This window comes from Pseudomonas sp. FP2294 (assembly GCF_030687625.1).
Classification (GTDB): domain Bacteria; phylum Pseudomonadota; class Gammaproteobacteria; order Pseudomonadales; family Pseudomonadaceae; genus Aquipseudomonas; species Aquipseudomonas shahriarae.
On the sequence record NZ_CP117441.1, the window covers coordinates 3,059,813 to 3,082,768 of the forward strand.

At 61.4% G+C, this 22,956-nt stretch carries 20 protein-coding genes; 14 read left to right on the forward strand and 6 right to left on the reverse strand.

What is annotated here, in order from left to right; translation table 11 throughout:
- Nucleotides 1–103: 103 nt before the first annotated feature.
- Nucleotides 104–661 (reverse strand): NADPH-dependent FMN reductase, encoded by a 558-nt coding sequence (locus PSH73_RS13460; protein WP_057436785.1) that lies wholly within the window; start codon nt 659–661, stop codon nt 104–106.
- A 227-nt stretch (nt 662–888) separates the two neighbouring features.
- Here PSH73_RS13460 and PSH73_RS13465 point away from each other — a divergent pair, with 227 nt between their 5' ends.
- Together PSH73_RS13465 and PSH73_RS13470 are read left to right on the forward strand one after the other, a co-directional pair.
- On the forward strand, nt 889–1,113 hold the full coding sequence (locus PSH73_RS13465) for a hypothetical protein (protein WP_057436787.1): 225 nt from the start codon (nt 889–891) through the stop codon (nt 1,111–1,113).
- Between the two features lie 92 nt (nt 1,114–1,205).
- Nucleotides 1,206–2,105 (forward strand): LysR substrate-binding domain-containing protein, encoded by a 900-nt coding sequence (locus PSH73_RS13470; protein WP_057959400.1) that lies wholly within the window; start codon nt 1,206–1,208, stop codon nt 2,103–2,105.
- A gap of 19 nt (nt 2,106–2,124) precedes the next feature.
- Here the strand turns inward: PSH73_RS13470 and PSH73_RS13475 are convergent, their stop codons facing one another.
- The 3 genes from PSH73_RS13475 to dnaQ form a co-directional block, all read right to left on the reverse strand.
- On the reverse strand, nt 2,125–2,688 hold the full coding sequence (locus tag PSH73_RS13475; protein ID WP_057436789.1) for a GNAT family N-acetyltransferase: 564 nt from the start codon (nt 2,686–2,688) through the stop codon (nt 2,125–2,127).
- 8 nt (nt 2,689–2,696) lie between these two features.
- Nucleotides 2,697–4,952, reverse strand: a complete 2,256-nt coding sequence (locus PSH73_RS13480) for an Orn/Lys/Arg decarboxylase N-terminal domain-containing protein (RefSeq protein ID WP_305460704.1) — start codon at nt 4,950–4,952, stop codon at nt 2,697–2,699.
- A gap of 217 nt (nt 4,953–5,169) precedes the next feature.
- Nucleotides 5,170–5,910, reverse strand: a complete 741-nt coding sequence (gene dnaQ / locus PSH73_RS13485; protein WP_162947798.1) for a DNA polymerase III subunit epsilon — start codon at nt 5,908–5,910, stop codon at nt 5,170–5,172.
- A 202-nt stretch (nt 5,911–6,112) separates the two neighbouring features.
- On the opposite strand from dnaQ, the gene PSH73_RS13490 reads away from it, so the two are divergent.
- Nucleotides 6,113–6,418: a DUF2388 domain-containing protein gene (locus PSH73_RS13490; protein ID WP_057959398.1), complete on the forward strand. Its 306-nt coding sequence runs from the start codon at nt 6,113–6,115 to the stop codon at nt 6,416–6,418.
- Between the two features lie 55 nt (nt 6,419–6,473).
- Here the strand turns inward: PSH73_RS13490 and rnhA are convergent, their stop codons facing one another.
- The gene (gene rnhA, locus PSH73_RS13495; protein WP_010171667.1) at nt 6,474–6,926 is read right to left on the reverse strand and encodes a ribonuclease HI; all 453 of its coding nucleotides are present in this window, start codon (nt 6,924–6,926) and stop codon (nt 6,474–6,476) included.
- Nucleotides 6,927–7,010: 84 nt separating this feature from the next.
- Nucleotides 7,011–7,769: a class I SAM-dependent methyltransferase gene (locus PSH73_RS13500; RefSeq protein ID WP_057436800.1), complete on the reverse strand. Its 759-nt coding sequence runs from the start codon at nt 7,767–7,769 to the stop codon at nt 7,011–7,013.
- Nucleotides 7,770–7,834: 65 nt separating this feature from the next.
- On the opposite strand from PSH73_RS13500, the gene gloB reads away from it, so the two are divergent.
- The 11 genes from gloB to PSH73_RS13555 all read left to right on the forward strand — a co-directional run bounded on the left by gloB (nt 7,835) and on the right by PSH73_RS13555 (nt 22,956).
- Nucleotides 7,835–8,602 (forward strand): hydroxyacylglutathione hydrolase, encoded by a 768-nt coding sequence (gloB, locus tag PSH73_RS13505; protein WP_057959397.1) that lies wholly within the window; start codon nt 7,835–7,837, stop codon nt 8,600–8,602.
- Between the two features lie 98 nt (nt 8,603–8,700).
- Nucleotides 8,701–10,113, forward strand: coding sequence for a lytic transglycosylase domain-containing protein (locus tag PSH73_RS13510; protein ID WP_057959396.1), 1,413 nt, complete (start codon nt 8,701–8,703; stop codon nt 10,111–10,113).
- A gap of 168 nt (nt 10,114–10,281) precedes the next feature.
- Nucleotides 10,282–12,111, forward strand: a complete 1,830-nt coding sequence (locus PSH73_RS13515) for an extracellular solute-binding protein (RefSeq protein WP_057959395.1) — start codon at nt 10,282–10,284, stop codon at nt 12,109–12,111.
- Entirely contained in the window at nt 12,108–13,946 is a 1,839-nt protein-coding gene (locus PSH73_RS13520; RefSeq protein WP_169989824.1) for an extracellular solute-binding protein, read from the forward strand. Before PSH73_RS13515 ends, PSH73_RS13520 begins: the two co-directional genes overlap by 4 nt.
- A gap of 1 nt (nt 13,947) precedes the next feature.
- The gene (locus tag PSH73_RS13525) at nt 13,948–15,021 is read left to right on the forward strand and encodes a microcin C ABC transporter permease YejB (RefSeq protein ID WP_057436807.1); all 1,074 of its coding nucleotides are present in this window, start codon (nt 13,948–13,950) and stop codon (nt 15,019–15,021) included.
- A 1-nt stretch (nt 15,022) separates the two neighbouring features.
- On the forward strand, nt 15,023–16,042 hold the full coding sequence (locus tag PSH73_RS13530) for an ABC transporter permease (RefSeq protein WP_057959393.1): 1,020 nt from the start codon (nt 15,023–15,025) through the stop codon (nt 16,040–16,042).
- 1 nt (nt 16,043) lies between these two features.
- Nucleotides 16,044–17,654: an ABC transporter ATP-binding protein gene (locus tag PSH73_RS13535; RefSeq protein WP_057959392.1), complete on the forward strand. Its 1,611-nt coding sequence runs from the start codon at nt 16,044–16,046 to the stop codon at nt 17,652–17,654.
- 176 nt (nt 17,655–17,830) lie between these two features.
- Nucleotides 17,831–18,361 carry a sigma-70 family RNA polymerase sigma factor gene (locus PSH73_RS13540; protein ID WP_152987928.1) on the forward strand — a complete coding sequence of 177 codons (531 nt, stop codon included), beginning with the start codon at nt 17,831–17,833 and terminating at the stop codon, nt 18,359–18,361.
- Nucleotides 18,358–19,326, forward strand: a complete 969-nt coding sequence (locus PSH73_RS13545; RefSeq protein ID WP_305460709.1) for a FecR domain-containing protein — start codon at nt 18,358–18,360, stop codon at nt 19,324–19,326. The genes PSH73_RS13540 and PSH73_RS13545 overlap by 4 nt, the downstream gene beginning before the upstream one ends.
- A 227-nt stretch (nt 19,327–19,553) precedes the next feature.
- Nucleotides 19,554–22,022, forward strand: coding sequence for a TonB-dependent receptor (locus PSH73_RS13550; RefSeq protein WP_305460711.1), 2,469 nt, complete (start codon nt 19,554–19,556; stop codon nt 22,020–22,022).
- A gap of 112 nt (nt 22,023–22,134) precedes the next feature.
- Nucleotides 22,135–22,956 (forward strand): AraC family transcriptional regulator, encoded by an 822-nt coding sequence (locus PSH73_RS13555; RefSeq protein ID WP_057436815.1) that lies wholly within the window; start codon nt 22,135–22,137, stop codon nt 22,954–22,956.

Sequence of the window (22,956 nt, forward strand, 5' to 3'; positions counted from 1 at the left end):
AGCCAGGCTCAAGTTTATCGGGCGGCAGGCGTTGCACCTGGCCGACCAATTGAGCTGACCGTAGCAAAAGACCCAGGCGCGATGCCTGGGTCTTGCCGATCGGTCAGCCCTTCTGTTTCGTTACCCACTGGCCATAGGCATCAATAAACGCCTGCAGGAACGGTTTGGTTTTCTCCGACAGTTTGCCCGCCTCATCGAACGCACTGCCCGCGCCTCCCAGGTAGGCTTCTGGCTGCTGCATGCACGGCACATCCAGGAACACCAGGGACTGGCGCAAATGGTGGTTGGCGCCGAACCCACCAATGGCCCCCGGTGAAACGCTGATGACCGCACCTGGCTTGCCGCTCCAGACGCTCTGGCCATAAGGACGCGAACCCACATCAATGGCATTCTTCAAGGCCGCCGGCACCGAGCGATTGTATTCGGGGGTGACAAACAGCACCGCATCGGCCGCAGCCACCTGCTGGCGGAAGGTGCTGTAGGCGGCAGGCGGCGCTGAGCCATCAAGGTCTTCGTTATACAGCGGCAATTCGCCGATTTCGACGATGCTGAGCTTGAGGTTTGCAGGCGCCAATTGCGCCAATGCCTGGGCGACCTTGCGGTTGATCGACTGTTTTCTCAAGCTGCCGACCAGTACGGCAATCGTGTAGACCTTGCTCATGGGGCTTTCCCGACATCTGACTAAAGGAACCTGTAGTTATAGAGCCTTAGCCGGCCTATCACCAGCAGGTTGTGGCCAATCGGCGGCTGTTTTGCGCCGTGATCTACCTGTAGGAAAAATAAGCGGCACATCATCGAATAGTATTTTTTCTATGTAGGTAAACTACCCGCCTTAATGACGGTCTACAGAACCGCAAATCGGTGTTTTTCTCCAGAGGTTCTAAACAGATGGCAGCAGTACTTGTCGGACAATTCCATGCCCGCGACGCGGAAGGCCGCGTTTATTCCGTGCATGAATTCCAGGAGTCCACCTCGACAGACGGCGGTTCAGAACCTGTCATTTCCTACAAGCTGGCGATTGGTGATCGGGTCAACAAAGTCGATGACAATACCTTTGTGCTGGTCCAGTCGCAGGTTTCACTGACCCGCGAACCCGAAAACACGCCTGTTTGATAAGGCTGTGCCTCCAGGCAGAAGTCATATGAGCGGACTTGGGTTAGGATTCACCCGGTGAATCCCTTACCTGCTGAACATGGACTTCATGCATGCGTTTACGTCATATCGAAGTGATTCAAGCCATTTTGCAAACCGGACACCTCGGCACCGCCGCCGAATGGTTGCAATTGGCTGTGTCCGACGTGGACGCCACCCTCAAGGACGCTGAGCAGCAACTGGGATTCATGCTGTTTGCCAGCGTCCGCGGGCGGTTGCAGGCCACCCGGGAAACCCTGGCGATGCAGGCACAGATCGCCCATCTCTACGAAGCCCTGGAACCGATACAACGCCTGGCCAGCAGCCTCAAGCATCATCATGCGCCGCCACTGCGCACGCTCTGTACACCGCCGTTGGCCAATCAATTGCTGCCGCAAAGCATTGCGCTGTTGCGTCGGCGTTTCCAGGACACCCCCTGCAACCTGTCCAGCCAGCCGACCCGCGACATCGTCAGGAGCCTGTTGCTGCAAGAGGCCGACCTGGGCCTGAGCCTGCATGATCCCGAACACCCGCAAATCACCAGTACCGTGCTGGCCCAGGGCAAGTTGCAGTTGTTGGCGCCCCATGGCTGGCTCAAGCCACGGCAGAAATACATCGCCCTGCAAGAATTGGCCGGCCAGTCGATGATCGGCCTGGAGGGCCAGGACCCGTTGAGCCAGTTGCTGGACAGCAAATTACAGGCGCTGCGCCCGTTGCCGGTAATCCAGACACGGGTGCAGACCTATCAGATGATGCGCAGCATGGTCGAGGCCGGCGAAGGGTTGGCGGTGGTCGATCCCTTCACCGCCAGTGGCGCGCGTGAGGCCGGGCTGGATACCTGCCCGTTATCACCGCCAATCCTGGTAAGCCTGTATGGCTTGACGGTCAAGGACAGCAGCCCGAGCCCGGCGCTCAATGCGTTGCTGGAGATTGTCACGCACAAAGCGCAGGGCCTGTTGTCGCCGGTCAATTAGCCCCCGCCACGGGTGGGGCTCAGCCGAACAAGCGATACCAGAAAATCGCCACCTCACGCGTCTGCGGATCAATCCCGCGATAACGCAGATGGTCGATCCCGCCCATGACGTAGCCGCTGCGTTCATACAGCCGACAGGCCCCGAGGTTGTTGTTCTGGGTCTCCAGCATCATCCCCGGCAGGTTTTTCTTGCGGCTCCAGAACTGTGCCACGTCGAGCAAAGCCTTGGCCACGCCATGCCGGCGTGCCGGCAGCACCACCGCCAACTCATCGACATGGGCATAGCCGTTCCAATTGGTACTGACGACGATATGGCCAACCGGCCGATCATCCAGGTAAGCCATGAATACCGCGCTGTCGGCGGCATCGCGATAGCTGGCGAACTCCTCCGGATCGATGCCGTAGCATTTGCGGTACGGCAGGATCTGCTCCACCGCCCACTGATCAACTGGCTTGCCCAGTTCCGGCGTGCCATATACGCACACCTCAAAGCTGAAATCATTGCCCCACACGTAGGCGTCAAATCCCTCGTCGGCGACTCGTACACTGAGCCCCGGGTACTTCGGATTCACTACAGCTTGCATAACCATCCTTAACACTTGATGCAATCGACGGTGTAACAACGACCGTTGCCGTCGTCTTCGTGTTGTAAACCATGCACATCGGCGACAAACCCCGGGAAGCTGCTATCGAACTCCCGGGCAAAGGCCAGGTAGTCGATAATCGAGCGCGTCGATTCGGTAAAGCGCTCCCCCGGCATGATCAGCGGAATGCCCGGCGGATAAGGCACCAGCATCACGGCGGCGATACGCCCTGGCAAGGCATCTATGGACACGGCCTCGACTTCACCGCGTACCAGTTGGTCATAGGCATCGGCCGGTTTCATGGCGATTTCCGGTAACACCGTGTACATGCGCTTAAGGTGCTTGGCCGTTGCGTTGCTGCGATAGCAGCCGTGCAACTGGTCGCACAAGTCTTGCAAACCCATGCCCTGGTAGCGCGTCGGGCCCTGCTCGAACACCGATGGCAGGCAACTGGCCAGGCTGCTATTGGCGTCGTAACTGCGCTTGAACTCCAGCAATTCCGTGAGCAGGGTACTCCACTTGCCTTTGGTGATCCCCATGGAAAACAGCACGAGGAATGAATAGAGCCCGGTTTTTTCCACCACCAGGCCACGCTCCCAGAGGAATTTACTGACCACCGCCGCCGGGATTCCGCAGTCACTCAAGGCACCGCCCGCCGTAAGGCCGGGCATCACCAGGGTGACCTTGATCGGGTCGAGCAACACATAGTCTTCGGCGATATCACCAAAGCCATGCCAGTCGGCCTCGGGCTGCAGCAACCAGTCGGCCGTCACCACCCGGTCAATGCCCGCCACCGAAGGCGGTTGCCAGATGGAGAACCACCAGTCATCGGCGGCAATATGCTGGCGCAGATTGGCCAGGGCCCGACGGAAACTCAGGGCCTCATCGAACATTTCCTGGAGCAGCGAACGCCCTGCCGGCCCTTCCATCATGGCCGACGCCACGTCCAGCGAGGCAATGATGCTGTACTGCGGCGAGGTAGAGATGTGCATCATGAACGCTTCATTGAACCGGTCACGGTCCAGTTGCCGTGCCCCGCCGTCCTGTACATGGATCATCGACGCCTGGCTGAAGGCCGCCAACAACTTGTGGGTCGAATGCGTGGTGAACACCAGCGGGCTATCGGGCGTACGCGAAGTCCCCATGCCATACCGCCCGGCGAAAAACTCGTGGAAGGCCGCGTAGGCATACCAGGCCTCGTCAAAGTGCAGGACCTCGACACTGTTGCCCAGTTGTTGCTTGATCAGCTCGGCGTTGTAGCACAGGCCGTCATAGGTCGAGTTGGTCACCACCGCCAGCTTGACCTTGGGCTCGCGGCCCCGGGTCAAGGGGCTGGCCTCGATCTTCGCGAGAATCGACTCGCGGCTGAACTCGGTCAGCGGAATCGGGCCGATGATCCCCAGCTCATTGCGCTCCGGGCACAAGTACAGCGGGATCGCGCCGGTCATGATGATCGAGTGCAGCACCGACTTGTGGCAGTTGCGGTCCACCAGCACCAGGTCGTCGCGGCCGACCATGGAATGCCAGACGATCTTATTGGCGGTGGACGTACCATTGATCACAAAGAAGGTATGGTCGGCGCCAAAGTTGCGCGCCGCACGGGCTTCAGCTTCGGCCAAGGGGCCGGTGTGATCCAGCAGCGAACCGAGTTCCGGCACCGACACCGACAAATCCGAACGCAGGGTATTTTCCCCGAAAAACTGATGAAACGCCTGCCCCACCGGGCTTTTGCGATAGGCAACACCACCGCCGTGGCCGGGGGTATGCCAGGAGTAATTGGAGTCGGCCGTGTGCTGCACCAGGGCCTTGAAGAATGGCGGCAGCAGGCCATCGAGGTAAGTACGCGCCGCCCGGGCCACCTGCCGGGCCAGAAATGGCACGGTGTCTTCGAACAGGTAGAGAATGCCGCGCAGTTGGTTGAGTTCACTCATGGCGTCGGCCGGGGCATTTTCCAGGGTGACTTGCTCGCCCAGGGCAAAGATCGGCAGGTTGGGCGCACGCAGGCGCGCCAGTCGGATCAGCTCGACCATGTTCTGCAGCAGATGGGTATTTTCCCCGGCGCCTTCAGCGGCGATCAGCATGCACGCCAGCCCATGATGGGTCGAAGCCACCAGCCGGCCCTCGGCATAGTCCACGGCAGAAAAGATACTGAAACCTTCTTGCTCCAGCTCCCGGGCGATGCCCCGGACCCGATCACCGGCGACGGTGTCGGCCTTGATATCACGGTGCACGATCAGGATAGGGAACTTCAGGTCTTTGTACATGGGGCTTGGCGTCCTGAGAGCGATGTACTCAGGGTAGAAGCTGGGAGCGAATGTCGCGAATGAAGATTTCGAAGCCTATACAGAACCAATGTGGGAGCGGGCTTGCCCGCGATGGCGGTGGATCAGTAACAGCTGCACTGGCTGTCAAACCGTAATCGCGGGCAAGCCCGCTCCCACACAAGCCTGCTCCGACATGTTTAGACCGTGCCGGGCCCGACTAGTGTTGGGTCAACTGGGTCCACAACGCCGGCGCACCCGCCGACTTGGCGATGGCTTCCAGGCGTGCCGCGTGCTCGGCCATGTCCTGCTCGCTGGCGCGGATGATGGTCGTGGGCTTGCGGTCCGCCGGCAGGCGACGGATTTCCGAAGGTCGGTTGCCCGAGCCTTCGGCCGAACCGTTGCCATCGGAGGCGTTGCCGGCCAGGGACAGGCTGGTCTGCCCGCCCGTCATGGTCAGGTAGACGTCCGCGAGAATCTCGGAGTCGAGCAAGGCGCCGTGCAGTTCACGGCCGGAGTTGTCGACGCCATAGCGTTTGCACAAGGCGTCGAGGCTGTTGCGCTGGCCTGGGTGGCGCTCACGGGCCATCATCAGGGTGTCGAGGATCGAGCAGTGACGGGTGATGTCCGCCCGATCCGTCTGGCCCATCAGCGCGAATTCGTTGTTGATGAAACCCACGTCGAACGCCGCGTTGTGGATGATCAACTGCGCGCCGTTGATGAACTCGAAAAACTCATCGGCAACTTCCGCAAAGCGCGGCTTGCCCACCAGGAATTCGTTGGTGATGCCGTGGACGCCAATGGCGCCTTCGTCACTTTCCCGGTCCGGTTGCAGGTACACGTGGAAATGCCGGCCGGTAAGGCGGCGGCCCATCAACTCGACACAGCCGATTTCAATGATCCGGTGACCATCGGTCACCGGCATGCCGGTGGTTTCGGTATCGAGTACAACGGATCGGATGGCCATCAGGGTTCAGCTCTCAACGGTGTGTGTATTTCAAGGGGCGGGATATTAGCACGCTCTATAACCGGAGCGCCCCCTGGAGGAACGCCGCGAGCCCTCGCCCAACAGTTTTTTACAAGGTTTAGCAAAGCTTGCGCAGTTTGCTATCAAGCGCCTTGTTAGCCTGCGCCGCTCCTTACAGATGCGTAAAAATCTACCCATGCTCAAGCCGAACTATCTGCTCGCCCTGTGCCTGATGGGCACTGCCCATGCCCAGGCCACCAGCTTTGTGATGACCACCGACGCCCTGGTCAGCCTGTCGATGAGTGCCACCAAGGGCACCAGCAGCAACTTCAAGGATGACAAGATCGTACTGGCGGCCAAGGACGATGCCGCGGCGTTTGTTGCCAGCCACGGCGAGATACGGGGTGTCCAGCTGGAGTCGGCACTGCAGCACATTCGCCGCACCTTGCCGGCGTTACGCGATACGGACGAGCAACTCGCCCGGGGGATTCTGGCGTTGTGATTGCAGCGATTGCCAGATCCAGGACCGCGCCAGCCAACAAGGGCTATGGGGAACCTCAGCTCTGCTTGTAACCGCGCACGTCATCCACGCCACGATTGGCCAATTGGTCGGCCCGCTCGTTGCCCGGGTGGCCGATATGCCCGCGCACCCATTTCCAGGTGATGTTATGGCGGTTGCACTGTTCATCCAGCAACTGCCATAGGTCGGCGTTCTTTACCGGCTCCTTGGCTGCAGTCTTCCAGCCGCGTTTTTTCCAGTTGACCATCCACTCGTTGATGCCTTTCATGACGTACTGCGAGTCCGTCACCAGCAGCACGTCACAACGGCGCTTGAGCTCCTCCAGGCCGCGAATGGCGCCCATCAGCTCCATGCGGTTGTTGGTGGTGTTGGCTTCGCCGCCCCACAACTCCTTCTCCACGCCCTTGCACACCAGCAAGGCGCCCCAGCCGCCCGGACCAGGATTGCCCTTGCAGGCGCCGTCGGTAAAGAGTTCTACGCTATCGGTCATTACGCTATCCATCAAAGCGGGTTGCCGGTAATCGACCGACAGCTCCCGAGGTCGCACACGACGACCTGAATGCCAAAAAGTGAGTTATTGCTCGCTGGAGCGCCGGTTGACCTTGGCCAGGGGCATTGGCACCAGTTTGCCGATGGGCTCGCGCCGGACCTGGCTCACCGGTCGCAGCCCGACCACAATCTTGCGGGCTACCAGCAGGTAGAAACCGCCCCCGGACAACTGCCAGGCCCCGGCACGGCGCTCCCAACCGGCCAACCGGCCCTGCCACTTGGGCGAAGCAAGCGGCGGACGATAGCACCCGAAGCGACGTTTCTCCAGCGCGAAGCCCAGCAGGTTCAACCAGTCGCTGACCCGCGAGGGCGAGATGCAGCGGGCCTGGCGCAGCGCATCATGGGCGAAGACATGCCGCAGGCCCCAGGAGCTCCAGGGGTTGATGCCGACGATCAATAGATGGCCACCCGGGCGCACCGCGCTGGCCGCTTCACGCAGCAAGCCATGGGGCGACAGGCAGAAATCCAGGCCATGCTGCATCACCACCACATCGGCGGCGTGCTCGCTCAAAGGCCAGGCCTGTTCTTCGCAGACAATCTCGACCCCCGGCAACGGCGCGCCCAGGCGCACATTGCGCTGCACCTGGGGCGCAGGCGGCGGGGTTTGTGCCGAAGGGCCGTAGTGCACCAGGTAGCCGCCAAAGAAGCGCTCAAGCTCTTCTTCGAGCATAAGCCGCTCCTGTTCCAGCAGAAATTGCCCGATCGGCCCGGACAGCCACTCACGGGCTGCGCTGATCAACGCCAGCCACTCGGGATCGGCCTGGGCGAACGCTTTATCAGTCATTGCATTCTCCAACTCGCCAAGACGTTCTAAGATGCACCAATGTGTTCAGCTTGGCGAATAGAAGAATGATACAGATCAGTGCCCTGCCCGCCTTCACCGATAACTACATCTGGTTGTTACAGGACCATCGCAGCCATCGTTGTGCCGTGGTCGATCCGGGCGATGCCGCGCCTGTCATGGCGTGGCTTGCGCAACATCCGGACTGGACCCTCGGCGACATCCTGATTACCCACCACCACAATGACCACGTGGGCGGTGTAGAGCAGCTCAAGCAAGCCACAGGCGCCAAGGTCTATGGCCCGGCCAGCGAAAAAATCCCGGCCCGTGACGTCGCGCTCAACGATAACGACCGGATCGAGGTGCTGGGCTGGGGCTTCGACGTGCTCGCCGTGCCGGGACACACCCTGGGACATATAGCCTTTTATCATCATGGCTTGCTGTTCTGCGGCGACACCCTGTTCGCCGCCGGTTGTGGGCGTTTGTTCGAAGGCACGCCGCAACAGATGTACAACTCCCTGGAGCGCCTGGCCGCGCTGCCGGCCGACACACTGGTCTACTGCACCCACGAGTACACCCAAAGCAACCTGCGCTTTGCCCAGGCCGTGGAACCGCACAACGCCGATATCGCCGAACGGGTGGCTAAAGTCAGCCAACTTCGGGCAGCCGGCAAGATGACGGTGCCCTCGACCCTGGCCCTGGAAAAACTCACCAACCCGTTTTTGCGCACCGCTGAAACATCCGTTAAACAAAAAGCGGACGAGTGGGGGAACCGCGATAACCGCGCCGGGAGCGAGGTTTTTGCTAGCTTGCGAGCGTGGAAAGACACGTTCTAAGCAGACAGGTTCTGATACGAAATTTCTGAATGGTTGACCGGAACCCAAGCGCTTTCTAGAATCGCCCGACATTTTTGCCCGGAACTAACTTCCAGCCAATGTCGTCATCTATTCGTAAGTCCAACCATTCAGACGCATTGACCCGCCTGGCTCAAGCCATTGCGGTGGCCGTATCCGCAACTCTGGCGGGCTGCCAAACCACTCATTTCGCTGCACAATCCACCGTGCAACCCAAACCCGTACTCACAGCCAAGATCAAGCAAAAACCCCTTTGGCTCTCAGAGAAGCCAAGCCCGCAGGTACCCCAGGATGTCTGGGAGCGCATGCGCCAGGGGTTCCAACTGCAGGACGGTGTCGGCGTCAACCCGCGTATCGAGCAACAGCGCCTGTGGTTCGCCAGCAACCCGTCCTTCCTGGAGAACGCCAGCGAACGCGGCAGCCTCTATATTCACTACATCGTCGAACGCCTTGAAGAACGCAACATGCCCCTGGAACTGGCACTGCTGCCAGTGATTGAAAGTGCCTACAACCCAATGGCCTATTCACGCAGCGATGCGGTCGGCCTGTGGCAATTCATTCCCTCCACCGGGCGCTACTTCAACCTGCGCCAGACCCGTGCCTACGACGGCCGTCGCGACATCACCGCCTCCACCACCGCCGCCCTGGACTATCTGACACGTCTGCATGACATGTTCAACGGCGACTGGCTGCTGGCCCTGGCGGCCTATAACGCGGGTGAAGGCACCGTCAGCCGGGCCATCGAGCGCAACGAGAAGCTCGGCCTGCCCACCGACTACTGGAACCTGCCACTGCCCCAGGAAACCAAGGACTACGTGCCCAAGTTCCTGGCGCTGTCCCAGGTGGTGCTGGCCCCCGAGGCCTACGGCGTCAACCTGAACCCGATTGCCAACACGCCATACTTCGAAATGGTCGAAGTCAAGCAAAGCATGGACCTGTCCCGGGTCGCCGCGCTGGCCGAGATCGACGAAGACGAACTGTTCCAGCTCAACCCGGCCTTCAAGCAACGCACCACCCTGGACGGTCCCCAGCATTTGTTGGTGCCCACCTCCAAGGCGCAGTTACTGGCCAGTAGCCTGTCCTCGATGAACCCCGAGGAATTGTTGAGCCTGCGCCCGAAAAAGCCGGTGTTTGACGAAGTCGAGCACAAGGCCGTGGCCGGGCGCTCGCGCAGCTATAAGGTCAAGAGCGGCGACAACCTGACGCTGATTGCCAAGGCCAACAAGGTCAACGTGCATGACCTGCAGCGCTGGAACAAGCTCAATGGCCAGGCCTTGAAGGTCGGCCAGACCCTGGTGATGCAGGACACCCGTAAACTGGTGGCCAAGGCTCGCGGCAAGAAGCCGGTGCAATACAAGGTCAAGAAAGGTGACTCGCTGTACTTGGTTGCCAAGCGCTTCAACGTCGAGATGCAACATCTCAAGCGTTGGAACCCTCGCACTGGCCAGGCCTTGAAGCCGGGGCAGATGCTGGTGGTCTCCGGGCCAAGATAAACCGAGTGCACGCAGGCCTGTATGGGAGCCAGCTCCCATATCTGCCCTGCGTACCGCTCAAGATCCCTCCGAGCCTGAAAATGGCCTTTTCAACAGTCTTTTTCCAAGTGGAACAAGCTGTTACTGTACCGATCATAAAGCCCAAGCCGCCCGGATCGGATCTCTGACTTGAAGCGTCCCCTCCTTCTACTAATAAGTCTGGCCTTGAGCTTTTGTGCGAATGCGACCATTACCGAGAACCACGGTTATGCGCAGTTCGGTACGCTCAAGTACCCGGCCAAATTCACCCACTTCGATTGGGTAAACCCCGCAGCGCCCAAGGGCGGCACCTTGCGGGTCATGGCATTTGGCACGTTTGATACCCTCAACCCCTATACCTTCAAGGGCTCCAGCCCAGTCTCAACCGCCAATTTCCTGCAATACGGCGTCAATGAGCTCAACGAGCCGCTGATGGTCGGCACCGGCCAGTACGCCCCGTCCGGCGACGAGCCCACGTCCAGTTATGGCCTGATTGCCCAATCTGTGGAGTACAGCGAGGACCGCAGTTGGGTGGTGTTCAACCTGCGCCCGCAAGCGCGTTTCCATGACGGCAAGCCCATTACCGCCGACGACGTGGCGTTTTCCTACCGCACGTTGCTGACCGAAGGCCATCCGCAATACCGCACCAACCTGCAGGAAGTGGCCCGGGTGGATGTACTCAACCCCCATCGCATCCGCTTCGTGTTCAAGCGCGCCGGCAACCCGTTGTTGATCCTGCGCCTGGGTGAGTTGCCGGTGCTGCCTCAGCACTACTGGAAAAACCGCGACTTCAAGGCCACCACCTTCGAGCCACCGCTGGGCAGCGGGCCCTATCGCATCAGCCAGGTCCAACCGGGCCGGCAATTGGTGTTCGAGCGGGTCAAGGACTATTGGGGCAAAGACCTGCCGGTCAATCGCGGGTTCTACAACTACGACAAGGTCGAGGTGGAGTTCTATCGCGACAGCGACGTGGCCTTCGAGGCATTCAAGGCCGGCGAATTCGACATTTATATCGAACACCAGGCCAAAAACTGGGCCAATGGCTACAACTTCCCGGCGGTGAACCGTGGCGAAGTCATCAAGGCGCAGATTGCCCACCAGGTTCCGACCCAGAGCCAGGGCCTGTTCATGAACAGCCGGCGCGCCACTTTCAGCCAGGCCAAGGTGCGCGAAGCGCTGGGGTTGATGTTCGATTTCGAGTGGACCAACCGCACCCTGTTCAGCGGCGCCTATAAACGCACCCTGAGCTACTACCCCAACAGCGAATTCGCAGCCAGCGGCCTGCCGGTGGGTCATGAATGGCTGATGCTCTCACCCTATCGCGACCGACTACCGGCCAATCTGTTTACCCAGGCCTTCAGCCTGCCGCAGACCGACGGGCGCGGCATCCCCCGGGAAACCTTGCGTCGTGCCCTCGGCCTGCTGGCCGAAGGTGGCTGGACACTCTCTGGCCAGCGCCTGCTCGACAGCAATGGCCAGCCGCTGCGTTTCGAAATCCTGCTGGTCAACCCGAACCTGGAGCGCATCCTGCAACCTTACGTCGAAAACCTGCGCAGCATCGGCATCGATGCCCGCCTGCGTACGGTAGACCGCGCGCAGTACAAGCAGCGCCTCGATCAGTTTGATTTCGACATGATCCTGATGACCCTCAACCAGACCTTGAGCCCTGGCCTTGAGCAGTGGCAGTACTTCCACTCCAGCCAGGCCGCGATCAAAGGCAGCAAGAACTACGCGGGCATCGCCAACCCGGTGGTCGACCACCTGCTGGAGCAACTGCTCGCCGCGCAGACCCGCGACCAACAAGTCGCCGCCGGCCGGGCTTTGGACCGGGTCCTGCTGTGGCAGCACTACAGTATTCCCAATTGGTATCTCAACTATCATCGCCTGGCGTACCGTAACCGGTTCGCCTTCGTCACCACGCCGCCCTACAGCCTGGGCCTGAGAGCGTGGTGGCTGAAAGCTTCGGAGAAACCCCAATGATGCCTTTGCGTACTGCGATTATCAGTGGCCTGTTGTTTTGCGCCCAGGCCGTTGCTGCCCCACAACATGCCCTGACCCTGTATGACGAGCCGCCCAAGTACCCGGCCAATTTCAAGCATGTCGACTACGTCAACCCGGATGCGCCCAAAGGCGGCACCTTTCGCGAAGCAGCCATGGGCAGCTTCGACAGCCTCAATCCGTTTATCAGCAAGGGCGTGCCCGCCGATAACATCACCCTGGTCTACGACACCCTGGCCCAGCAGGGCCTGGACGAGCCCATCACTGAATATGGCCTGATCGCCGGCAAGATCGAAAAGGCCCCGGATAACAGCTGGGTACGCTTCTACCTGCGGCCCGAAGCGCGCTTCCACGATGGCCATCCGGTGCATGCCGAAGATGTGGTGTTCACCTTTGAAACCCTGATCACCCAGGGCAGCCCGATCTACCGCACCTACTACGCCGACGTCGCCGAAGTGATCGCCGAAGACCCGTTGCGCGTGCTGTTCAAGTTCAAGCACACCAGTAACCGCGAGCTGCCGTTGATCCTCGGCCAATTGCCAGTGTTGCCCAAACACTGGTGGGCCGGGCGTGACTTTGCCAAGAGCAGCCTGGAGATCCCCCTGGGCAGCGGCCCGTACAAAGTGGCCGAGGTCAAGCCAGGGCGCTCGATCCGCTACGAGCGGGTCAAGGATTACTGGGGCAAGGACCTGCCCGTCAACAAGGGCCTGTACAACTTCGATTACCGCATCAGCGATTACTACCGCGACAGCACCGTGGCCCTGGAGGCGCTCAAGGCCGGGCAGTTCGATTACTGGCAGGAAATGACGGCCAAGAACTGGGCCAACGCCTACAACGTCCCGGCCGTGGCCGAGGGCCGGCTGATCAAGGAAGAACTGCCGAACGGCAATCCCACCGGGATGCAGGGTTTTGTGTTCAATATCCGCAAGCCGATGTTCCAGGACGTGCGGGTGCGCAAGGCGATCAGCCTGTTGATGGACTTCGAATGGACTAACAAGCAACTGTTCAACGGCGCCTACACCCGTACCCGCAGCTATTTCGAGAACTCGGACATGGCCGCCACCGGCCTGCCCAGCCCTGCCGAACTGGCGATTCTCGAACCGCTGCGCGGCAGGATCCCTGACGAAGCCTTCACCCAGGCCTTCGCCCCGGCAAAAACCGATGCCAGCGGCATGATCCGCACCCAGCAGCGCGAAGCCTACCAACTGTTGCAAGAGGCCGGCTGGCGCATTGTTGACGACAAGATGGTCGACACCACCGGCAAGCCGGTGAGCATCGAGTTCATGCTGGCCCAGACCGACTTCGAGCGCATCCTGCTGCCGTTCAAGCGCAACCTGGCGGACCTGGGCATCGAACTGGTGATCCGCCGGGTCGATGTCTCGCAATACGTCAACCGCGTGCGCTCGCGGGACTTCGACATGATGGTCGGCAGCTTTCCGCAGTCCTCTTCACCGGGTAACGAGCAGCGTGAGTTCTGGCAATCGAGCAGTGCCGACAAGCCCGGCAGCCGCAACTACATCGGCCTCAAGGACCCGGCCATCGACGAATTGGTGGAACAATTGATCAACGCCGACTCGCGTAACAGCCTGGTGGCCCACGCCAAGGCCCTGGACCGGGTCTTGCAGTTTGGCTACTACGTGATCCCCAACTGGCATATCAAGACCTACCGCGTGGCCTATTGGAATCACCTCGGCCACCCTAAAGTCCCGCCGCGCTATGACGTGGGCATTGCCACTTGGTGGATCAAGCCCGATCAGGCCCCGGCCGTGACGCCGCAACCCCAGACCACGGCCGATCCGGCGAGCGGAGGCGACTGACATGCTGGCTTATATTTTTCGCAGGTTGCTGCTGATCATCCCCACGCTGTTCGGCATTTTGCTGATCAACTTTGTGATTATCCAGGCCGCCCCCGGCGGCCCGGTGGAACAAATGATCGCCAAGCTCGAAGGCTTTGAAGGTGCTACCAGCCGCATCGCCGGTGGCGGTGCCGAAGTCTCGGTGGCCGGCTCCAGCTACCGCGGGGCCCAGGGCCTGGACCCGACGCTGATCAAGGAAATCGAGAAGATGTACGGCTTCGACAAGTCGGCGCCGGAACGCTTGTGGATCATGGTCAAGAACTACGCCCAGCTGGACTTTGGCGACAGCTTCTTTCGCGACGCCAAGGTCATCGACCTGATCAAGGAGAAAATGCCGGTGTCCATCTCCCTCGGGTTATGGAGCACCCTGATCATGTACCTGGTCTCGATCCCCCTCGGGATCGCCAAGGCCACTCGCCATGGCAGCCACTTTGACGTGTGGACCAGTTCGGCAATCATCGTCGGCTATGCGATCCCGGCGTTCCTGTTTGCCATCCTGTTGATCGTGGTGTTTGCCGGCGGCAGTTATTTTGACTGGTTCCCGTTGCGGGGACTGACCTCCAACAACTTTGACGAACTGAGCTGGGGCGGCAAAATCCTCGACTACTTCTGGCACCTGGCGCTGCCGGTCACGGCCCTGGTCATCGGTAACTTCGCCACCATGACCCTGCTGACCAAAAACAGCTTTCTCGACGAGATCAACAAGCAGTACGTGATCACCGCCAAGGCCAAGGGCCTGACCAATCACCGCGTGCTCTACGGCCATGTGTTCCGCAACGCCATGCTGCTGGTGATCGCCGGGTTCCCTTCAGCCTTTATCGGCATCTTTTTTACCGGCTCGCTGCTAGTCGAAGTGATCTTCTCCCTCGACGGCCTGGGCCTGATGAGCTTTGAAGCGGCGATCAACCGCGATTACCCGGTGGTGTTCGGCACCCTGTTTATCTTCACCCTGCTGGGCCTGGTGGTGAAACTGATCGGTGATTTGACCTACACCCTGGTCGACCCGCGTATCGACTTCGAAAGCCGGGAGCATTGAGATGACGCTATCCCCCCTCAATCGCCGCCGCTTCGAGCGTTTCAAGGCCAATAAACGTGGCTGGTGGTCGCTGTGGCTGTTCCTGATCCTGTTTGGCCTGAGCCTGGGCGCCGAGTTGATCGCCAATGACAAGCCGTTGGCGGTGCATTACGACGGCGACTGGTACTTCCCGGTGCTCAAGCGCTACCCGGAAACCACCTTCGGCGGCGAATTCCCCCTGGAAGCCAACTACAAAAGCCCGTACATCCGCGAACTGCTCAAGGCCAAGGATGCCTGGACGCTCTGGGCACCGATCCCCTACAGCTACCAGAGCATCAACTACGACCTGAAAGTCCCGGCACCGGCGCCGCCCTCGGCGGACAACCTGCTGGGCACCGACGACCAGGGCCGCGACGTGCTGGCGCGGGTGATCTATGGCTTTCGGGTCTCGGTGCTTTTTGCCCTGACCCTCACGGTGTTGAGCTCGATCATCGGTGTGGCGGCCGGGGCCCTGCAGGGTTTTTATGGCGGCTGGGTCGACCTGGCCGGCCAGCGGTTCCTGGAAATCTGGTCGGGGTTGCCGGTGCTGTACCTGCTGATCATCCTCGCCAGCTTTGTACAGCCGAACTTCTGGTGGCTGCTGGGGATCATGTTGCTGTTTTCCTGGATGAGCCTGGTGGACGTGGTGCGCGCCGAGTTCCTGCGCGGCCGTAACCTGGAATACGTGCGCGCGGCCCGGGCCCTGGGCATGCAGAACGGCGCGATCATGTTCCGCCATATCCTGCCCAATGCCATGGTCTCGACCATGACCTTTATGCCCTTCATCCTCACCGGCGCGATTGGCACCCTCACCGCCCTGGACTTCCTGGGCTTCGGCCTGCCCGCCGGGTCGCCGTCCCTGGGCGAGTTGGTGGCCCAGGGCAAATCCAACCTGCAGGCGCCATGGCTGGGCATCAGTGCCTTTGCGGTGCTGGCGATCATGTTGAGTTTGCTGGTGTTTATCGGCGAGTCCGCTCGCGATGCCTTCGACCCGAGGAAATGAGATGAATCAGGACAATCTGATCGAAGTCCGCGACCTCAGCGTCGAGTTCGTCACCGGCGAGCAGCATCAGCGCGTGGTGGAAAATATCAGCTTCGATATCCGCCGCGGTGAAACCCTGGCCCTGGTCGGCGAAAGCGGCTCCGGCAAGTCGGTGACCGCCCACTCGATTCTGCGCCTGCTGCCCTACCCCCTGGCGCGGCATCCGTCCGGCACGATCAAGTATGCCGGGCAGGATCTGCTGACCCTGAAAGAAAAGCCCCTGCGCCAGATTCGCGGCAACCGCATTGCGATGATCTTCCAGGAGCCGATGACCTCGCTGAACCCGCTGCACTCCATCGAAAAGCAGATCAACGAAGTGCTGGGCCTGCACAAGGGCCTGACCGGCAAGGCTGCGACCCTGCGCACCCTGGAACTGCTGGACCTGGTGGGCATCCCCGAACCGCACAAGCGCCTCAAGGCCTTGCCCCATGAGTTGTCCGGCGGCCAGCGTCAGCGGGTGATGATCGCCATGGCCCTGGCCAACGAGCCGGAACTGCTGATCGCCGACGAGCCGACCACGGCCCTGGACGTGACCGTGCAGTTGAAGATCCTCGAACTGCTCAAGGAGTTGCAGGCGCGCCTGGGCATGGCGCTGTTGCTGATCAGCCATGACTTGAACCTGGTGCGGCGCATTGCCCACCGCGTGTGTGTGATGCAGCGCGGTTGCATTGTCGAGCAGGCGTCCTGCGAAGAACTGTTTCGCTCCCCGCAGCATCCGTACACCCAGGAACTGCTGGCCGCCGAGCCCAGTGGCGGTCCGGCGAGCAACGCGGTTGGCCCGCCGCTGCTGGAAGTCGACGACCTGAAAGTCTGGTTCCCGATCAAAAAAGGCTTCCTGCGCAATACCGTCGATTACGTCAAGGCGGTGAACGGCATCCACTTCAGCCTGCCCCAGGGCCAGACCCTGGGCATTGTCGGCGAAAGCGGCTCGGGCAAATCCACCCTGGGCCTGGCGATCCTGCGGTTGATCGGCAGCAAGGGCGGGATCCGTTTTGAGGGCCAGCAACTGGACCAACTGACCCAGCAACAGGTGCGGCCATTGCGCCGGGAAATGCAGGTGGTGTTCCAGGACCCGTTTGGCAGCCTGAGCCCGCGTATGTGCGTCAGCGAGATCGTTGGCGAAGGTTTGCGCATCCACAAGATCGGCACCGCGGCCGAGCAGGAAGCAGCGATTATCGCCGCGCTCAAGGAGGTGGGGCTCGACCCGCAGACCCGCCACCGCTACCCCCACGAATTCTCCGGAGGTCAACGCCAGCGCATCGCCATTGCCCGCGCCCTGGTGCTCAAGCCACGCCTGATCCTGCTGGATGAACCCACCTCGGCCCTGGACCGCACGGTGCAGCGCCAGGTGGTGGAACTGCTGCGTAACCTGCAGGCCAAGTACAACCTGACCTACCTGTTTATCAGCCATGACCTGGCGGTGGTCAAAGCCCTGAGCCATCAGTTGATGGTGGTCAAACAGGGGCAAGTGGTGGAACAGGGGGATGCCAAGACCATCTTCGCCGATCCCCAGCATGCCTATACCCGGCAGCTGCTGGAGGCCGCGTTTCTGGTGCCGACCTCACGTAGCTGATCTTGAGTTTAGGCCGGAGACGCCTTGTGGGAGCTGGCTTGCCAGCTCCCCCATTTGATCTGTGCAGCTCTGCAGGCAAAGCCTTTCGCAAAAGCAAACCAATATCATTTGCGCTGCCCGCAGGCCTTTGCTTTAATCGCGACCAATTCCTATTCACGTCGTGGCGCCAGCGCCGGTTGGATATTGTGTCGACTTCCCCCGCTTCCTTCAGTCAGCTCTACGGCAGCCACCACTCCTGGCTGCTCGGCCTGTTGCGCCGGCGCCTGAGCAACCGCTGGGATGCCGCCGACCTGGCGCAAGACACCTTTATCCGCGTGCTCAAGCGCCCGCCTGACCAGGCTGACGCCGTGCGCGAGCGCTCGTACCTGGCGACCATCGCCCGTGGCCTGTGCATCGACCATTGGCGCCGCCGCCAACTGGAGCAGGCCTGGCTGCAAAGCCTCGCCGACCGCCCACAGGCGGTGCAGCCATCGCCGGAGCAGCGGGCGATCATTGTCGAAACCCTGTACGAGGTCGATGCCATGCTCGCGCGCCTGCCGCGCAAGGTCAGCGATGCGTTCCTGCTGGCGCAACTGCATGGCCTGACCTACAAGCAAATCGCCGTGCAGTTGGGGGTCTGTGAGCGCATGGTGAAAAAATACATGGCCCAGGCGCTGTTGCACTGCGCGGTGCTGGAAGCCGAGCTCGACGGGGTGCTGGTGGAATGAACCCCAGCGGAAAACTCAGCCACGCCAGCCTGCAGCAGGCAGCCCAATGGTATGTGCGCCTACAGGACCCGCAAGACGGCAGCCAGGCACAACAGCATTGGCAGACATGGCTGGGGCAGAACCCCGAGCATCAGGCTGCCTGGCGCTATGTCGAGCGCGTCAGCCAACGCTTCGCGCCGCTGACCGACGAGCCCATCGGCGCCGGCCGCGCCCTGCGCAGCACGCGGCGGCAAACCCTCAAGACATTATTGGTACTGTGCGCCGGTTCGACCTTGGCCTGGGGCACCTGGCGCGGCACTGCCCTGCCCCGGGTGATCGGCGGCTGGAGCGCCGACTACGCCACGGCCAGCGGCGAGATCCGCGACGCATTGCTCGCCGACGGCACACATATCTGGCTCAACGCCCTGAGCGCCATGGATGTACGCTTCGATGCGCAGCAGCGCCTGCTGCACCTGCGTTTTGGCGAAGTGTTGATCGACACCGCCAAGGACCTCCAGCGGCCGTTCCTGGTCGACACCGCGCACGGCCACCTGCGTGCCCTGGGTACGCGCTTCAGTGTGCTGCACAGCGAAGACAGCACCACCCTGAATGTCTTCGACGGCCGGGTAGAAGTGCGCACCGCCGACGGCCAGCAGGTACGCATTATCGAGTCCGGGCAACAGGCGGTGTTCGGTCGGCACACGATCCGCAGCGCAGTGCCCGCATCCGCCACCCGCGAGGCCTGGAGCCGCGGCGTGCTATTGGCCGACAACCTGCCCCTGGGCCAATTGATCGGTGAACTGAACCGCTACCGGCCCGGCCACCTCGGTTGTGATCCGGCCGTGGCCCATCTGCCAGTGATGGGCTCGTTCCCGCTCAAGGACAGCGAGCATGCGTTGCGGCTGCTGGAGGCGGCATTGCCGATCCAGGTGGACAGAGTGCTGCCGTGGTGGGTCAGCGTGGGGCCCAAAACACACGCTACCTAACGCCAACCGTCCGGGCTGTTGTGGCGAGCGGGCTTGCCCGCGTTGGGTCGCGTAGCGGCCCCAAAAGATGGGACTGCTGCGCAGTCCAACGCGGGCAAGCCCGCTCGCCACAACAGGCCTGGCTCAAGGCGAGCAGTTTTTTTGGCTCCACCTATTCCCCTTTTCGACGTTCGTTCGGTTAACCCAGCAGACGCTTTCATATTCGCCGAATCCGTAGGGAACCTTCCATGTCGCAACCCGCTGCTTTCACGCTGCGCCCCCTGGCGCTGGCCATCACCGCGACCCTGCTCTGCCTGGGCCCGCTCAATGTGCAGGCGGTGGAAACGCCGTCGACCCAGGAAACCACGCGCAGCTACAACATTGGCGCCGGGTCGCTGGTCAGCGTGCTGAATCGCTTTGCCGAGCAGTCCGGGGTGTTTATCGCCGGCCACAACAGCCTGGCAGCCGGGAAGACCAGCCCTGGACTCAGTGGCAGCTACACCCCCGCAGCCGGCTTGCAGCGTTTGTTGCAAGGCAGCGGATTGCAGGCCCAGCCCCAGGGCGACAATGGCTATGTGCTGGAGCTGGTGCCGCTCAATACCGGCGAGCTGGAGCTGGGTGCCACCACCATTTCCGGCGTGGCCCTGGGCGCCACCACCGAAGACAGCCATTCCTACACCACCGGCTCGATGGCCTCGGCCACCGGCCTGCCGCTGTCGATCCGCGAGACGCCGCAGTCGGTCACCGTGATCACCCGCCAGCAGATGGATGACCAGGGTTCCAACAACATCGCCGACACCCTGCGCCGCGCCCCTGGCGTCAGCGTGCAGAACTACGACAGCGAGCGCTGGGAGTTCTCCAGCCGTGGCCTGCCGATCACCAACTTCCAGTACGACGGCGTCAACTCCACCTATGACGGCGTGTATGACTACGGCACCACCAGCACCGACATGGCGGTGTACGACCACCTGGAAATCATCAAGGGCTCATCGGGCCTGATGAGCGGTTCGGGCGACCCGTCGGCCACGGTCAACCTGATCCGTAAAAAGCCCACCAAGGACTTCAAGGCCTCGGTTACCGGCACCGTGGGCTCCTGGGACAACTACCGCACCGAAGGCGATATCTCCGGGTCGCTGACCGAGTCGGGCAATGTGCGCGGGCGTTTTGTCGGGGTTTATCAGGATCGCTCGTCGTACCTGGACCACTACCAGCACACCAAGGACATTGCCTACGGCATTCTCGAAGCCGATCTGACTCCCGACACCCTGCTGACCTTCGGTATCGACCAGCAGGACACCCGCTCCCGTGGCGCCAGCTGGACCGGTTTCCCGATGTATTTCAGCAATGGCAATCGCACCAATTTCTCGCGCTCGTTCAACCCGGCCGCCGACTGGAGCCGCCGCGACTTCCAGAACCAGACGATCTTCGCCTCGGTCCAGCAAAAGCTGGCCAACGACTGGTCGCTCAAAGTCAGCCTGGATCGCAAGCGCAGCCAGCACGACACCTTGCTCGCCTCCGCCAGTGGCGGCAACCCGGACCAGGTCACTGGTGAGGGCATGTACATGTTCATGGGCAAGTACAAGGGCGACCAGGTGCAGAACACCCTAGACGTCAACCTCAGCGGCCCGTTCAGCCTGTTGGGTCGCGAGCACGAGTTGATCATGGGCTTTATGGCAACCCGCTCGAAACAGGACGTGCCGGTCTACGGTTCGATCTACCCGCCGGTGGGCGGCAGCATTTATGACTGGCGTGGTGAGTACGCCAAGCCGGATATCCCGCGCAGCGGCCAGAACGATATTGTGCAACGCCAAACCGGCGCCTACCTGGCGACCCGCCTCAAGCCTACTGATGACCTGTCGGTGATCCTGGGTACCCGCGTCAGCAATTTCAGCAACACCGACACCACCGACTTCTACGCTGCGACGAGTACCGACGCCCGCACCAGCTACAAACAAACCGGGGTGGTGACGCCCTACGCCGGGGTGGTCTATGACCTCAACGACATCTGGTCGGTGTACAGCAGCTACACCAAGATCTACCGCCCGCAAAACAGCAAGGATGCCGACCGCAAATTGCTCGACGCGATTGAGGGCGACACTTATGAAGCCGGGCTCAAGGCGGCCTTTTTCGACGGCCGCCTGAACGCCAGCTTCGCCGCGTTCCGCATCGAACAGGACAATGTCGCGCAATACGTCTCGGGCTTTGAAAGCGACTCGATCTATCGCCCGATTGCCGGCGCCACCACCAAGGGCTTTGAGGTGGAACTGGCCGGCGAAGTGCTGGACGGCTGGAATGTCTCGGCCGGCTACACCTACCAGCACACCCGCGATGCCAACGACGATTACGTCTACAGCTCGGTGCTGCAAACCACCACGCCGCAACAAGTGGTGCGCCTGTTCAACACCTATCGCCTGCCGGGCGCGCTGGACAAGGTGACCCTCGGCGCCGGGGTCAACTGGCAGAGCGAGTTCTTCGGCAATGTGTTCCAGCCCAACCCGAATGACACGGTCAACTTTGGCCAATACGCGCGCATCACCCAGGACAGCTACTACCTGGTGGACCTGATGGCACGCTATCGCTTCAACGAGCACTTGAGCGCGACGTTGAACGTGAAAAATGCCCTGGATAAAAAGTACTACACCGGCCTGGGCAACTTCGGCACCGGGTTCTACGGCGAGCCGCGCAGCCTGCAACTGGCGACGCGCTGGGACTTCTAAGCCTGGGGGGCGCCCCCTGAGAAATGTGGGGGCTTGCCGGCTTCTACATAAGGTCGGCGGCGTATTTATGTGCAATCATCGTGGTCCTACAAGGTCCCCCGGAGATTGCACCATGGCGCTGCCCGACCTCGCCGCCCCACGCTTCTGGCGTGATGCCAGCCTGCCGTTTATCGAGGCGCGTACCATCGAGGATGGGCGCAAGGTCTGCTACACCCGGCATGCCCACGACCACTTCTCGATTGGCGCGATCACCGCCGGGCAAAGCCTGTATCTCCATGGCCCGGACACCTTCCACATCCGCGCCGGCACTGTGGTGCTGATGAACCCGGGCGATGTGCATGCCTGCAACCCCATCGACGACCAACCCTGGTCGTATCACATGCTCTACATCGACACGCCCTGGCTGACCGATCTGCAACACCAGTTGGGGTTTGCCAGTGACTTGGGCTTTCGCCGCTTCGACGCGACCCATACCGACGACCCGCTGCTGTTTGCCGGCCTGTTGGAGCTGTACACCGTGCTGGTCGACGAGCACACCGAGCACCTGCAGAAACACAGCGCCGTGGTGAGTTTTTTCACTGAGGTGCAACTGCGCCTGAACCCGGCTGCCGAGCCTGTACGCGAGGTCAATCACAAGCTGGAACACGCCGCCGAGTACATCCGCGCGCATTGCACCGAGGCGCTGAAGCTGGAAGCAATCTGCCAGGCAGCGCAGCTGTCGCCGTCGTACCTGATTCGCGCGTTCAAGCAGGCTTACGGCATGACGCCCCACGCGTTCCTGATCAACCAGCGCGTCCAGTTCGCCCGCAACCAGTTGCGTAGCGGCCACCTGATTGCCGATGTGGCACTGGCCGCCGGTTTTGCCGACCAGGCGCATCTGCAACGCACGTTCAAGCAACACCTGGCGGCCACGCCGGGGCAATATCGCGGCTGA

Bases quoted from the DNA above. Each gene is read 5' to 3' on its own strand.
- PSH73_RS13465 (WP_057436787.1), top strand. From the start codon at position 889: ATGGCAGCAGTACTTGTCGGACAATTCCATGCCCGCGACGCGGAAGGC.
- PSH73_RS13500 (WP_057436800.1), bottom strand. From the start codon at position 7,769: ATGACTGATAAAGCGTTCGCCCAGGCCGATCCCGAGTGGCTGGCGTTG.
- PSH73_RS13480 (WP_305460704.1), bottom strand. From the start codon at position 4,952: ATGTACAAAGACCTGAAGTTCCCTATCCTGATCGTGCACCGTGATATC.
- PSH73_RS13460 (WP_057436785.1), bottom strand. From the start codon at position 661: ATGAGCAAGGTCTACACGATTGCCGTACTGGTCGGCAGCTTGAGAAAA.
- PSH73_RS13490 (WP_057959398.1), top strand. From the start codon at position 6,113: ATGCTCAAGCCGAACTATCTGCTCGCCCTGTGCCTGATGGGCACTGCC.
- PSH73_RS13470 (WP_057959400.1), top strand. From the start codon at position 1,206: ATGCGTTTACGTCATATCGAAGTGATTCAAGCCATTTTGCAAACCGGA.
- PSH73_RS13525 (WP_057436807.1), top strand. From the start codon at position 13,948: ATGCTGGCTTATATTTTTCGCAGGTTGCTGCTGATCATCCCCACGCTG.
- PSH73_RS13520 (WP_169989824.1), top strand. From the start codon at position 12,108: ATGATGCCTTTGCGTACTGCGATTATCAGTGGCCTGTTGTTTTGCGCC.
- PSH73_RS13550 (WP_305460711.1), top strand. From the start codon at position 19,554: ATGTCGCAACCCGCTGCTTTCACGCTGCGCCCCCTGGCGCTGGCCATC.
- PSH73_RS13510 (WP_057959396.1), top strand. From the start codon at position 8,701: ATGTCGTCATCTATTCGTAAGTCCAACCATTCAGACGCATTGACCCGC.
- gloB (WP_057959397.1), top strand. From the start codon at position 7,835: ATGATACAGATCAGTGCCCTGCCCGCCTTCACCGATAACTACATCTGG.
- rnhA (WP_010171667.1), bottom strand. From the start codon at position 6,926: ATGACCGATAGCGTAGAACTCTTTACCGACGGCGCCTGCAAGGGCAAT.
- PSH73_RS13535 (WP_057959392.1), top strand. From the start codon at position 16,044: ATGAATCAGGACAATCTGATCGAAGTCCGCGACCTCAGCGTCGAGTTC.
- PSH73_RS13530 (WP_057959393.1), top strand. From the start codon at position 15,023: ATGACGCTATCCCCCCTCAATCGCCGCCGCTTCGAGCGTTTCAAGGCC.
- PSH73_RS13555 (WP_057436815.1), top strand. From the start codon at position 22,135: ATGGCGCTGCCCGACCTCGCCGCCCCACGCTTCTGGCGTGATGCCAGC.
- PSH73_RS13545 (WP_305460709.1), top strand. From the start codon at position 18,358: ATGAACCCCAGCGGAAAACTCAGCCACGCCAGCCTGCAGCAGGCAGCC.
- PSH73_RS13475 (WP_057436789.1), bottom strand. From the start codon at position 2,688: ATGCAAGCTGTAGTGAATCCGAAGTACCCGGGGCTCAGTGTACGAGTC.